A 13,000-nucleotide genomic window follows, 5' to 3' on the forward strand; every position below is an offset into this window, starting at 1 on the left:
TAAAAATATTCGCATATTTCTATTTTATTCTAAAGCATTGCAAAATTATTACTTATATTCTATTTTGAAAGACAATTTAATACCGATAACTAATTTTTACATTAAAAAAACATATCAACACATAAAGTCATACAATAAACACTTAAATTATATAATTTATAAAAATAATTTAAAGAAATTACAACATTACTTCCTTTTCAAAACCTCAAATCACACTATTTAACATTAAAAAGATGATTCCATAAGATTTACAACCCTTTAAAACGTCATATTTTATCAAGTATAATAACAAAACATGACAAAAATCATTTTTACCAATAAATATTTTATCTAATACTCGCTATGATATTGTTACTATTAAGACAAAGAACCGTAAAAAGAGTCACAAAAAGAGATTCAATTCTATTTAAAAAATCTCGTTTTGAGCATATCTACAAACAACTATTTAAGCCTTTTAAATAACTTATGGAATCATATTACACAAAAAACATCTCATAAAACTTACTTTTAACAATAAAACTAAAGTTTTAGCAAAAAGTATCTTTTCTGTATAAATTTTTTTTCTAACAGAATATTTATAGATCTACTATGCATAAGAATTAATGTTTCAACCAATAAAATGATACAACAAATTACTTTTAATCCTGTTACAGGTACAGCAAAAGTCAAATAGTTTAACAAATATACTCCCTGAGGTAAATTGCATAAACGAATAGAAAGTAATCTACTGACGTTTTTATCCTCCGCTATAAGGACTTCAAAAAACAATCGCATCACAAAATTGAGAAACAATACAACTGTAGTTTTGTATCAAACTAATAGGGTGTTGCTTAAGGTTTTCTTGCACCTTTCTTGCACCTTTCTTCGACAAAAGCACGCTTTTGGGCAAGGAAACCCCAAGAAAACGTCCAGCAACCCCCTAAGAAGTGCAAGAAAAGCCCTCTAATAAGACATTCAGATTTGCTTTTAAAAATCTACCTACTTTGCCATCGAGTTCAGAAGTTCAGTTAAGTGATAATAAAGGAGTAGTGTACTTTAGATAGGTATATATGAATGCTTTAAGAGCATTAATCCCATTTCTTTTATTCTTTTCTCATATAGCACTTACCTACATCGAAAAATGAGTTGCCACAGAGCAAGTTGCATATTCGAGTTATTCTCTCATGTGCTAATTTTTTCAGTCAACTTAGAAAAAGTAATATACACTGCCTTATAGACATTAACAGCAGGCTAAGAAAAATTTGAGAAGACAAGAGATGATATTTTTAGACACAAAAAAAGGTTTTGTAGCGAAATACTTACAAAACCTTTGTCTATTAAAAATTAATTAGAAATCTTGCGAACCATATCGTTCCAAAGTTCTTGTGCTAAGAGTTGAAACTCTTTCTTCTCTTTGTGATAAGCTATGGCGTCGTTTGAGGTGCTTTCACCTTCTGAATAATGATAAAAATATACCTCAAACAATTTTGTCCATTCCTTCTTGGACTTTAAACCGAAGAAAGAACGAATCACTTCCTCTCGTTCATCGAGATTAAAGCGAATAGTTATATTTTGCTCTTGAAAGTAAAAATCAAACAAGCTCTCAAATATAATCTCTGACGAATTTTCTCTTTGGTGCCTTCCTTCAACTTTCAAATGAATATTGTCACTAATCCATTTTTCGACTGTAATATGCTGCCCTTGCATTATTTCTTCGCGAATACGCTCGAAATAAGTGATATAATCCTCCCTGTAATCCTTTAGAGGGTATTCATCCGTAGAATTGCAATCTCGCTTCCAAAAGCAATCTAACCTTTCAAAGGCGTTTCGCTCTATCTTACCCAATCTATACTCATTAGGAATTTCATCGATAGACGATTGATATTCTCCCCCCTCAAAGTTGTCAATCATAAGTGTAAAATACTTTGCAGCTTCATCCCTATTTTCCAAACCATGATAACACCAAGCTAAACTAAACCAATAGTTAATATTAGCTAAATCCTCTCTCAATTCAAAATAAACTGGATTGCTAAAAAAGTCTTCTGTAAAAGCGATTGTACTTAAATAATCTTCTCGCTTAAATCTAATGTAAGTAAAAAACTCTGCAGCCAAATAGATCATTTCCCCTACTATGTCTTCATCCTCTATTTTTTGCTTTTCAAAGTCATCTTTTATTTCAGAATAGAACTCTAAGGCTTTTTCATATTCATTAGCGAGAATCAAATTCTTCATCATCGTCCCTTTAACCGACATCCAACCTTCTGAATAAGGACTGTGAAACGTTAAGAGCTCTTTTGCAAAGAAATCAACAGATTCATAATCCTTTACTAAAGTTGCCATGCGAATACCACTTTCCATATTTTCCCAAAAGGGAGAATACTCATAACCTTTCTTGTGGAGCTCGATTGCCTTTTTATAAATATCTTTTGTATAGTCTTGTTCATCAGACAACTCACCTACATTGCGAATAACAATTCCCAGATTATTGCATATCATAGCAAAACCATGTGCATTATTATTAGCCTTATCTCCTATTCCTTTAGTAAAATAATCCTCGACCTGATCGTATATATTCAAACCAATTTTTTGGGCGATTTGATAGTATTTCAAGGCCTTCTCTTTTTCTCCTTCTCCTCGATACTCTCCTGCTTGTTCTAAAAATCGCGTCATCAAGTTATACCCATAAAAACCATTCAACTCAAATGGATAATCAAACTTTTCTACATCAATATCTAACTTTGCTCCCAGTTCGTAAAATGTAAAGTACAAAGGTCCTTTAATAGCTTGTAATGACTTATAATTATGCTCCAAGGACTCAAATGCTTTCTTGGTATTCTTTTCTACATAAATATAGTGCAATGCTTTCATGCGCATTGCAAAATTATTAGAGCTATTCTTTTCAAGTTCCTCCTCTATCAGAGGTAAATACTTCATCCCATACTCCTTCACGTTCTTTGCTCCGAACTCTGTAGGTCGAGATAATCCAATGCTATACATTAATAGAATGAGATTCCAATGGTTTGCTAATTTTCCCTCATTGTGAAATGCTTCTATTTCTTTCGCATAGGTAACCGTGTATTCATTGCCGTGAAAATCGGTATAGGCCTTTAAGAAAGGAAATGCTTCATCAAAACACTCTCTTTCCAATAGCAGCCTTCCACCTTGATAACTTGCATAATAGTGATCGGGAAAATGCTCATGTGATAATTTATAAAATGATATAGCAGTGTCAAAATCTTCTAACTCTCGATATAGAAATGCTATCATATAGTAAGTCTCACCAAACTCTCTATCTCTCAACGAATAATCATCCTCAATCAAAGAAACTTCGATCAACTTATCGTGTAGTACTTCAATTGCTTTTTCTTTTAGTTCTAATTTATTGTCGTAGATCCACGCCATCCAATCATAAGCAGACATCACAGCTTTCTTGTCCTCTTTCAACTTCTCTACAATCTCTTCACAAATAGAAAGCATTAAGGAAGTATCTTCGAAGTGTGGTCCATTATAAATCTTTATCTTCCAAAACAATGCATCCTTATCAAGTGGTTCCTCATTCAAAACTTCTTCTAAGATATTCACTATATGTTCAGATAACTCTTGATTTTTATTGTAAATTTCAACGCGGTCTTCCTCTTTTGCCTCATTTATTTCCTCAGTGAATTTCAACTGATCGTATAAAGCCTTAACATCATCTAACCTATTCTCCTTTTGCCCCATAAAAAACTAAGTAACTTTTTCTAAATTAATTATAGGGCTAAAGATACTACAATTATAAAAATTCAATCTTTTAAAATTGCTATAAAACAAAGGAGAAACTCCTCTCGAAGTTTCTCCTTTGTTTTATTTACAATTACTGTTATTGCTTAATTTACATTCTGACTTACTACTCCAATATAGTAAGGTTTAGCAGTGTTTGCTTCATTTCCAATAAAAACTATTGAATAGAAACCTTTATTGTTTAAAGTAATATTATCTCTTTGAGCCAAAACCTCATTAGACTTATTAAGTACTTTTAATGAGTATTTTTTTGCCTCTACCAAACTGAATTTTTGATAGGTTCCAACAGTTTCCTTTGAATCCGTTTTTCTATCTTTAAATTCATCTGCAATCGCGTTATCGTCAAATTGTAAAGAGATAGTCAAATCATCAGCACTTAAATTAAAAAAGCGCACACCACTCTTTCCTTCCACATCAGCCTCAGTAAGTCCATCTATACGGTCATTGGCTGTAAAGAATACAGGTTGTTCTTTCGTTCCTCCAACAAACGAGGTATAGAATCTAAACTTTTCAATCAAGTGAGTTTCACTTGCTATTTCACCTTTAGCCTCGCTTACGCCAATTTTTCTATCCCCTGGGAACAAGTTCGCATAACTAAACATCTTATATTCCAATACCGGATTATAAATATCTTGTATATACCTTCCATCAACGTGAAACTTCACGTTATTAGAATCCGTATAGCCATTTACTGTAGTTAATATACCTACAGGAATAGGTTCTACATTCACATCGTCATTGTTACAGCTTTGTAAGGTAAGCAACCCTACGATACTGATAGCTAATAAAAAACCTTTTCGCATAATTAGTTTTGTTTTAATTGTTTATATAAATTCTCAAAATCTATTCCACTTTCAAAAAACTAATTATTAATAACCTTTACTTTAACTTTATAAAGATATTATTTTTCTTTTATATGTCAATATCTGTCTCTCTTTTTGATTAACAAACTTCACATGGCTAATCTTATATGATGTAAAGAAACATCCTAACAAAACAGGACTATCCAATAGAATTAGTTTCTAATAATTTTCACAACAAGATTTGAACCTACCACAAAAACTATTAAGTTTGTTCTGTTATGATGGCAAAGAAAAAAAATAGTATCCCTTCATTTTGGAAAAATAGTATAACTACGCTTATCCTATTGTTAACGCTATTGTCTTCATGCAGCATTCAAGCCACTATAAATTCAATATTTGACAAGCATAACTCAAATATTGAACAAACGGCTAAACCAAATAAACACAAGTTAAATAGCAATTGTAAAACGACCCTGGGGCAGGAATGCCAAAACCAAAGCGTAGAGAAGAACATCATTTCTATAGCAAAACTAAAGATTGCTATTCCCGTTGCGATTTTAGACAACGAGAATGATTACTTTAGTAGTACACTTCCTTTCAAGTTCTTCAAGGCATTTACCAGCAAATACCTAAACCGAAATACAACTAAGTATAAAACTTCGATATACATACGACTACAGAATTTCAGACTTTGATTTCACTTTATTTTAAGCAAAAATTACTTTGGTAGAATGCCAAAGCATCCATTACAAACTAAAATATAAAGTAAAATCTCATGAAAGAGTTCTTAAAAAACACAAGTAAATTAGCCATTGCAACAGCATTTTTATTGCTATCAACTCTTGCAATTGCCAACAATCCAAAAGACACAACACCTTTAAATACTGCAACAACAGACATTACAATTGTAGATGCTGATGGGAATAAAATCAAGTTGAGCTCACTTAAGGGCAAAGTATTATTTGTAAATTTTTGGGCGACTTGGTGCCCTCCATGCATCAAAGAAATGCCTTCTATACAATCATTAAAAGAGAAATTCAAAAAAGAAGACATTGCTTTTATCATGATTGACGTAGATGGGGACCACAATAAAGCACAGTCCTTTATGGATAGAAAACAGTATAACTTACCCGTTTACATCCCAGGAGGAGCTGTTTCGCCAAACTATTTGGGCAATTCAGTACCAACGACATTAATTTTCGACAAAAAAGGAAACTTAGTACAACGCATAGTTGGCGGAGTAGATTATGACTCCGAAGAAGTTGAAAAATTCATGAAAGCAGTTATCAAATTATAATGCAGATAAACAAAAAAAAGGATGAACTACTGTTCATCCTTTTTGTTATAATAATCGTAAGTACGCTTTTTGTTTAGTTCCCTTTCAGCTTCAATAAACTCCTCTGGAATAACTTTAAGAAAAGACGGGTGTTGTTCAATTGCCATTTCGATTTTTTCAACGATATCCTCAATTGAATCGTTTTCGTAATCCACCTCAAGAGGTTCTTTAATCACCATAGATTGAAGAATACCTTTTTTCTTAAGGTGTAATCCCTTTTTGTCAAAAGAACGTCTAAAACCGTCTATGACAATAGGTACTACAATGGGCTTATAATTCTTAATAATATGAGCAGTTCCTTTGCGAATAGGTTTAAAAGATTTGGTAGTCCCTTGTGGAAAGGTAATTACCCATCCATCGTCTAACGCTACTTTAATATTTTCAACTTGATCTTGATTAACCGCTCTTTTCTCTTCTAATTCTACTCCTTGACTTCTCCAAGTTCTATCTACCGTAATTGCCCCTACATAAGCCATTATACGAGGTAGAAGACCCGCCTTCATCGTCTCTGATGCCGCTACATAATACAAGTTTAACTTGGGCTTCCAGATATACATGATATTCTTAATCGAGTTCTCTCTACCTTTTAAGCTGGCATTGAATACGTGAAACATTGCTACTACATCCGCAAAATACGTTTGGTGATTAGATATAAATAAAACCTGACGATTAGGTAAGTTTCGCAATATTTCAGACCCTTCGATTTGCAAATCATTAAATCCTCTAAAACGCTGATGTGTTGCAAAACCAAAAACTCTAATAATCCATTTCTTTAAGAACAATATATGTCCAAATGGATTTCTTTTAAATAATCCCATATTACACTCTCATTAAAGCAAGTGACAAATTTACCACATAAATACTAAAAACTTTCACTTTCTTTTCTTAAATAAGTAATAAATGGCTAAAACACCAATTTAAGCGTTTCCTTTAGCTCACTAATCATCATAGCTGTAGCACCCCAAATTTGATATCCTTCATACACATAAGCAGGTACTGAAATAGATTGAGCATAACTGGTAGTCATCGGTACTTGTTGGATCAGAGTATCATCTAATAGTGCGTGCAAAGGTATAGCTATAGTATTGGCTACCTCATCGACAGAAGGAATAATTCTTGGAGTATCCTTGACAATCCCCAGATAGGGTTGAACAATAAAATTACTTGGAGGGATATAGACAGTTGTAAAAGGCTTGATGACTTCAATATCTTTAGGTAAAATCCCCACCTCTTCCATCGTTTCCCTAAGAGCTGTACGCTCAAGGTTTAAATCGCTGTCCTCATATTTACCTCCAGGAAAAGCAACTTGACCAGAGTGAACCCCTTTATATGTTGCACGTTCAATTAACAAAAGAGAAATCTCTTCCCCTTTAGGAAACAACAACATCATCACTGCTGAACGCTTAGGATGATGTTCTAAAAAGTCTTCAGCATACAGATAAGGTATCCTTTCTTTGGGTACCATTAGTGCTTGTGCTTCTACACCTAAAGGTAAAGTGTTTTTAATTTCCTGTATTTTATGCAAAAAAGAATCAAATGTCATAAGTTTGCTCCTAACAATATTTCAATATTTAAAATTACAATTTTTATTTATGTTTAGTAAAGAAGAAGCACAAAGAATCAAAAGAGAATTCTGGATACAATTTGCAGAAACTTATCCGAGAAAATGGCTATTGCACAACACGAAGATTAAAGACTTTTCTTTTAAGTTCTACTGTGACAACAAAAAAGCATTTGTTCTACTGGATATAGAAAATAAAGATGAAGAAAAACGCAAAATATACTATGAAAAAATAGAGTCTTTGAAGACTATTCTATTAGAAGACTACCTTCCAGAAGCTATTTTTGAAAGAAACTTTTATTTGGAAAATGGCAAACTAATTAGCCGCATTTGGGTTGAATTGCACGGGGTGTCAATTAACAATAAGAATACTTGGGATCAAATCTTTGATTTCTTTTCAAATAATATGACTCAATTTGAAATCTTCTTTTATGAACACGAAGATTATATCAAAGATTTGGAAATAAACACTTAATTTTAACGTTTATGTATTAACCTTGATTTTACTATTAGTATAAATGCGCAACTATCTAATTATATTTTTTTTACTATCACTGACTGTTACCTCTTTTGCCCAAGAAAAGAGTATAGCAGAAAAAGATAGTATTAAGTCAATTAAGATATTCTATCCTAAAGAATTAGATAGTCATGCCTTTGTTCCAGATACAACTCGAATATTTCCAAATCTTGAGACAAATAATAAAAAGACAAAATTTGGAAGGTTTATCAATAAGTTAATCTATAAAAACAACAAAAGACTGACCTCAAGAGCACCCGAAATTAAGACAAACCAACACTTGGAACTCGGGCATGGAAAAGTCATTCGAAACATCCGAATTACATCATTAGATCCTTTTGGCTATTCTACAACTGATACAGCAAAGAAACCAACCTCAAACTTAGAGCACTTTGGAAATAAAATGCACTTAAAAACAAAGCGCTTTACCATTAACAACTTCCTGATGTTTAAAGAGGGCGAGGTATTCGATTCTCTAAAAGTTCGCGAGAGTGAGCGTTTACTTCGTACGCAGCGATTTGTAAGGGCAGTGACAATTTATCCAATCCCAACAAGTTCTCCTGATTCTGTTGATGTATTAGTAAGGGAATTAGATTCTTGGAGTATTTACCCTTCTGGTTCTATATCTACTTCTACCGCAAGATTTAAGGTAACAGATCGAAACTTTGGAGGTTTTGGTCACGATGTAAGTTTACAGTATAAAACAAGACTAAAAGAAGATAAAGACGCTTTCTATTTTAATTATAGAGTTAACAATATTCAGAATACATTCGTAAGAGCAAATATTTTATATGATTCCGATTTATGGGGAAATTATGTAAAAGTACTTGCTGTAGATCGACCATTTTATTCGCCTTATACGAAATGGGCAGGAGGGGTAACTGTCTCTCAAATATTTAGGAGAGATTCTCTACCAGACATGGATATGAAATACAAGCTTGAATCTGTCAAGTCCAATACATTTGACTATTGGGCAGGTTATTCGATTCCGCTTTTCAAAAGCTACAAAGACAAGCCTGTAATTACGAATTTACGAACATCTGTTCGATTTATCCAACAACACTTTCTGAAAACACCAGATTACGTCTATGATCCCTTAGGTTTTTATGGAGATCAGCGCACCTATTTGGCTTCCATAAGTTTGAGTTCAATTAATTACGTACAAGATAGGTTTATCTTTAGCTATGACCGGATTGAAGACGTTCAAGTAGGGAAAACATTTGCTTTAACCGCAGGGATGAAAGATCAGTACCAAAAGAGACGATCCTATTTCGGTGCTAAATTTGCAATTGGAGGATATACCAACTTAGGGTATTTTGCCACAAATTTAGAATGGGGTAGTTACTTCCATGGTAGTCGGGGAGAACAAGGAGCTTTACGTATTGACGCTTCCTATTTCACTAAATTATTTGTGTGGGGCAATTGGCGTTTTAGGCATTTTATCATGCCTCAATTTGTCATGGGATATCACCGTATAGATCACACAGGAGATCGATTAAAACTTGAAGATGTCATTCAAGGTATCAGGGCTCAAAAAATACTGGGAACGAGAAGGCTATCTCTCGGATATCAATGGCAATCTTATGCTCCTTATGAATGGAAGGGATTTCGTATAAACCCTTTCTTAAATTTCGAAGGTGCTTTTATGGGGTATGAAAAAGAGAGATTCTTAGATCCTAAATTTTATTCGCGTATTAGTATTGGTTTAGTTGCCAATAACGACTATTTGGTATTCAGTAGTATTGCCCTTTCGTTAGTTTATTACCCTACGATGCCTGATTCTGGTAAACCAGTATTCTTTGCTAATTCGAGACAGTACAACTTAGATTTGCCAAACTTTAATTACGACAGACCAAGACCTGTCTCTTACTATTAATTAAAGCTTATATTTAAATTGCGTTTTTTCATATCTACTTTAGAAAAAGTATCAATAGTTTAAGTTGCGATCGTTAGAAATGCCTTCCTTCTAATTCTCTTGGTTAAGGCAATTTCTATCTCAATACTTCTATATTACTACCGCCCTGAATAACAGTTAAGAAGGACAAAAAAAAGCTAACCGGTAAAGATTAGCTTTTAGATAGTATTACTTTTTTAAATGATGCTCAAACCTGTCTAATTGAGTTTCATTAAAAATATGTCTAATTATTTCTTCATCCACTGCTGTTAACTCAATATGTCTTCTTTCCATAACTATTTTCATGGTGCCAATCGCTTTGTCTACATCGTAAAGTTCACTGTGTTCAACACCTCCCCAAGTAAAGTTTGGCAAGTACGTTTTTGGAAATCCTCCGCCAAAAATACTACTTGAAACACCTACTACTGTACCGGTATTAAACATGGTGTTAATTCCACTTTTGCTGTGATCTCCCATCATTAGACCACAAAACTGAAGCCCTGTATTCTCATAAGCTCCTTCTTCGATATTCCACAATTTTACAGGAGCGTAGTTATTCTTTAGATTTGAGTTATTCGTATCTGCACCTAAATTACACCATTCTCCTAAAACAGAGTTACCAAGGAAACCGTCATGCCCTTTATTAGAATAACCGAACATCACAGAATTACTTACTTCTCCCCCTACTCTACATTGTGGTCCAACCGTAGTAGCTCCATATATCTTTGCTCCCATCTTTACCTGTGCTCCTTCACACAATGCAAAAGGTCCTCGAATAATAGACCCTTCCATAATCTCCGTATCTTTTCCGATATAAATAGGACCAGTGGATGCATTCAAAGTTACAAACTCCAATTTCGCACCTTCTTCTATGAAAATATTTTCAGGAGCAATTACATTTACAGATTTAGGAATTACCTCTGATATTCTATCTTCCGTCAACAACTCAAAATCAGCACGTATAGCCTCGTCATTCTTTAAAAAGATATCCCACTTATGCTCTATCTTCAGTAGGTCAGATTCAAAAGGAATAATCTCATATTCATCAAAATCTACATCTTCTTGAGAATCTTGTGTATAGAAAGCAATAATATCCTCCTCTAAAACAATCGCTTGTTTGGGCTCGAGATTCTTAATCATTTCAACGATTACCTCATTAGGTAGGTATGCTGCATTAATCATTATATTATTCTCAACCTCAACCATAGGATATTTATCAGCTAAATAATCCTCTGTAATAGTTGTAGTGGTATATCCTAAGAACTTCTCCCATTTTTCGCGAATTGTCAAAATACCAACTCGGATATCAGCTACTGGACGAGTATATGTAAAAGGCAATAAATTCCCTCTTACTTCGCCATCAAATAATATATAATTCATAATACCTATTCTTTAAAATTTCAAGTTGATTCCAAAGTTAAGTATTCTCTTGTAAAAACAATATTTCAAGCCAAATAAAAGTAGATTATAACCTAGTAAAATCAATACATTTTCTATATCAGCAAGCATAACTATATAAAAAAAGGAAGCTTAAAAGCTTCCTTTCTATCTTACTCCATTGTCATTTAAGGCAAATACTCTTCATTTTCATTCTTCGCTCTAATATGCGGATTAGCTATTGCTCCACAAGCTATACCGCTTACTGTGATAGCTGTAGGACGGGACTTTCCTCTCTTTCCATTGCTTTTATTATCCCCTTCTACGGTATAGTACACTTTAGCCTCCTCTCCTGGTTTGAAATACTTGTTAGATATAGTTAAAGTAACTTCGTTATAATAAGAATTGTATTCCCATTTACCGACATCTGACTGATGATAAGATGAATCTCCTAAATAATTACCAGACTCGTCTGTAAATTCAAAAGTATCGTTCTCTAAATCATAATCTTTACTATCTGCCAATTCAAATTCTATTCTTGCTCCATCACTGTTTTCAGAATCACTCACACACATCTCCTCATTACTCTCTTGCAATGTAAATTCTTCATCTCCATCTTCCTTATCATCTATAGGCGATACTTTTACATTTCTAATAATGGTTTTTTGAGTATGATTATTCATTGTAGTAGCAGCAAAACCAATATTAACTCTATCTGGAATACTTGAATTATAATTGTATTGATAATCTTCATATTCATTGTTTACTACTTTACCATCTCCATAGGTTTTAAACGAATGTTTGTAGTAAAAATTATCGATTAACACATTGCCATTACCTTTTATTGTCACATATATTCCGTCTTCTCCATCTGGTCTTACTTCCACTTCAATCTTTTGAAATTTAGGGCTATAATCGAATCCTCCATCAGCTATATTAAAGTCATCTCCTTCATAACTTCCACTAAAATTATAATCACCAGTATTGTAATCCAGAGTTGCCATCGCAACTTCATTTGCTGCATTTTGACCTCCAAAATATTTGGTCAACAACAAAGGATTTCCTTTATAACTGTTACCTTGTCCCGCTCCTCTTAATGTAATGTGATTTTTGTAATAGCTTCCAAAAACATTACGGCCATAGTCATACTTTACATCATTAATATCAAACCCTGCATCTACATATCGTTGAGCAGTAAGTCCTTCACGGGTTTCGTAACTTCCCATTTCGAAACCTCTTCTCTCTTTGTTGTTCCCATCTAAATCAAAACCTATACCTAAATAAGCACCATTAAGTCCTGTTTTGATTGCTGTTGACCCACTTGCTGTTGATCCATTAAAAGAATATCCTAAGGCACTTCCAAGATATCCCATACTAAGTGATTGACCTGCCTCATAAATAAAAAAGGTCATACCTCCTCCTCCAAACCCAACACCTTGAGCATCATTTGGATTTACTATAGCCATGGCATACTCAAACTCAAACTTTGCTCCTTTGCGCAAATCAAGATTTAAATCAGTAATAGCAAAAGCACTTGTTGTTGCTCTTTTTATGGTTAATACAATTCCTTCAGAAGTATATCTTGACTGCTCAGTAGGTCCTGACAAACTTCCTTTCCCAAAATCATTTGCTATCCAAGAAGGTAAATTATTATAGTCAAGGTCAGTTAAAGGATACTCATGTGTAGTCTGTGCCTTTACAGTCAGCAGAGTTAAAAACGCTATCAATAAATAATAATACTTTTTCATACGTC

General features: G+C 33.4%; 10 protein-coding genes. 4 read left to right on the forward strand and 6 right to left on the reverse strand.

The genetic code is table 11. The features are described from left to right. Positions 1-1,323: 1,323 nt before the first annotated feature. Both NWE55_RS02805 and NWE55_RS02810 read right to left on the reverse strand, forming a co-directional pair. Positions 1,324-3,699 carry a tetratricopeptide repeat protein gene (locus NWE55_RS02805; protein ID WP_155092978.1) on the reverse strand — a complete coding sequence of 792 codons (2,376 nt, stop codon included), beginning with the start codon at positions 3,697-3,699 and terminating at the stop codon, positions 1,324-1,326. A gap of 146 nt (positions 3,700-3,845) precedes the next feature. Further along, a complete protein-coding gene (locus NWE55_RS02810) occupies positions 3,846-4,562 on the reverse strand; it encodes a DUF4397 domain-containing protein (RefSeq protein WP_155092979.1) in 717 nt (238 codons plus the stop codon). Positions 4,563-4,840: 278 nt separating this feature from the next. Here NWE55_RS02810 and NWE55_RS02815 point away from each other — a divergent pair, with 278 nt between their 5' ends. Both NWE55_RS02815 and NWE55_RS02820 read left to right on the forward strand, forming a co-directional pair. Further along, a complete protein-coding gene (locus NWE55_RS02815) occupies positions 4,841-5,257 on the forward strand; it encodes a hypothetical protein (RefSeq protein ID WP_155092980.1) in 417 nt (138 codons plus the stop codon). 80 nt (positions 5,258-5,337) lie between these two features. Then, positions 5,338-5,859 carry a TlpA family protein disulfide reductase gene (locus NWE55_RS02820; RefSeq protein WP_155092981.1) on the forward strand — a complete coding sequence of 174 codons (522 nt, stop codon included), beginning with the start codon at positions 5,338-5,340 and terminating at the stop codon, positions 5,857-5,859. Positions 5,860-5,885: 26 nt separating this feature from the next. Here NWE55_RS02820 and NWE55_RS02825 read toward each other — a convergent pair whose 3' ends face one another. Then, positions 5,886-6,716 carry a lysophospholipid acyltransferase family protein gene (locus NWE55_RS02825; protein WP_155092982.1) on the reverse strand — a complete coding sequence of 277 codons (831 nt, stop codon included), beginning with the start codon at positions 6,714-6,716 and terminating at the stop codon, positions 5,886-5,888. 86 nt (positions 6,717-6,802) lie between these two features. After that, positions 6,803-7,441 carry an NUDIX hydrolase gene (locus tag NWE55_RS02830; RefSeq protein WP_155092983.1) on the reverse strand — a complete coding sequence of 213 codons (639 nt, stop codon included), beginning with the start codon at positions 7,439-7,441 and terminating at the stop codon, positions 6,803-6,805. Between the two features lie 49 nt (positions 7,442-7,490). On the opposite strand from NWE55_RS02830, the gene NWE55_RS02835 reads away from it, so the two are divergent. Further along, positions 7,491-7,934 (forward strand): DUF4268 domain-containing protein, encoded by a 444-nt coding sequence (locus tag NWE55_RS02835; protein WP_155092984.1) that lies wholly within the window; start codon positions 7,491-7,493, stop codon positions 7,932-7,934. A 43-nt stretch (positions 7,935-7,977) separates the two neighbouring features. Further along, the gene (locus NWE55_RS02840; protein ID WP_155092985.1) at positions 7,978-9,852 is read left to right on the forward strand and encodes a BamA/TamA family outer membrane protein; all 1,875 of its coding nucleotides are present in this window, start codon (positions 7,978-7,980) and stop codon (positions 9,850-9,852) included. Between the two features lie 207 nt (positions 9,853-10,059). On the opposite strand, the gene NWE55_RS02845 is transcribed toward NWE55_RS02840, so the two are convergent. Together NWE55_RS02845 and NWE55_RS02850 are read right to left on the reverse strand one after the other, a co-directional pair. Then, positions 10,060-11,250 carry a GlmU family protein gene (locus tag NWE55_RS02845; protein ID WP_155092986.1) on the reverse strand — a complete coding sequence of 397 codons (1,191 nt, stop codon included), beginning with the start codon at positions 11,248-11,250 and terminating at the stop codon, positions 10,060-10,062. Positions 11,251-11,435: 185 nt separating this feature from the next. Beyond that, positions 11,436-12,995 (reverse strand): hypothetical protein, encoded by a 1,560-nt coding sequence (locus NWE55_RS02850; RefSeq protein WP_258204600.1) that lies wholly within the window; start codon positions 12,993-12,995, stop codon positions 11,436-11,438. Positions 12,996-13,000 lie beyond the last annotated feature (5 nt).

This window comes from Myroides albus (genome assembly GCF_024722315.1).
Classification (GTDB): Bacteria; Bacteroidota; Bacteroidia; order Flavobacteriales; family Flavobacteriaceae; genus Flavobacterium; species Flavobacterium album_A.

Bases quoted from the DNA above. Each gene is read 5' to 3' on its own strand.
- NWE55_RS02805 (WP_155092978.1), bottom strand. From the start codon at position 3,699: ATGGGGCAAAAGGAGAATAGGTTAGATGATGTTAAGGCTTTATACGAT.
- NWE55_RS02810 (WP_155092979.1), bottom strand. From the start codon at position 4,562: ATGCGAAAAGGTTTTTTATTAGCTATCAGTATCGTAGGGTTGCTTACC.
- NWE55_RS02815 (WP_155092980.1), top strand. From the start codon at position 4,841: ATGATGGCAAAGAAAAAAAATAGTATCCCTTCATTTTGGAAAAATAGT.
- NWE55_RS02820 (WP_155092981.1), top strand. From the start codon at position 5,338: ATGAAAGAGTTCTTAAAAAACACAAGTAAATTAGCCATTGCAACAGCA.
- NWE55_RS02825 (WP_155092982.1), bottom strand. From the start codon at position 6,716: ATGGGATTATTTAAAAGAAATCCATTTGGACATATATTGTTCTTAAAG.
- NWE55_RS02830 (WP_155092983.1), bottom strand. From the start codon at position 7,441: ATGACATTTGATTCTTTTTTGCATAAAATACAGGAAATTAAAAACACT.
- NWE55_RS02835 (WP_155092984.1), top strand. From the start codon at position 7,491: ATGTTTAGTAAAGAAGAAGCACAAAGAATCAAAAGAGAATTCTGGATA.
- NWE55_RS02840 (WP_155092985.1), top strand. From the start codon at position 7,978: ATGCGCAACTATCTAATTATATTTTTTTTACTATCACTGACTGTTACC.
- NWE55_RS02845 (WP_155092986.1), bottom strand. From the start codon at position 11,250: ATGAATTATATATTATTTGATGGCGAAGTAAGAGGGAATTTATTGCCT.
- NWE55_RS02850 (WP_258204600.1), bottom strand. From the start codon at position 12,995: ATGAAAAAGTATTATTATTTATTGATAGCGTTTTTAACTCTGCTGACT.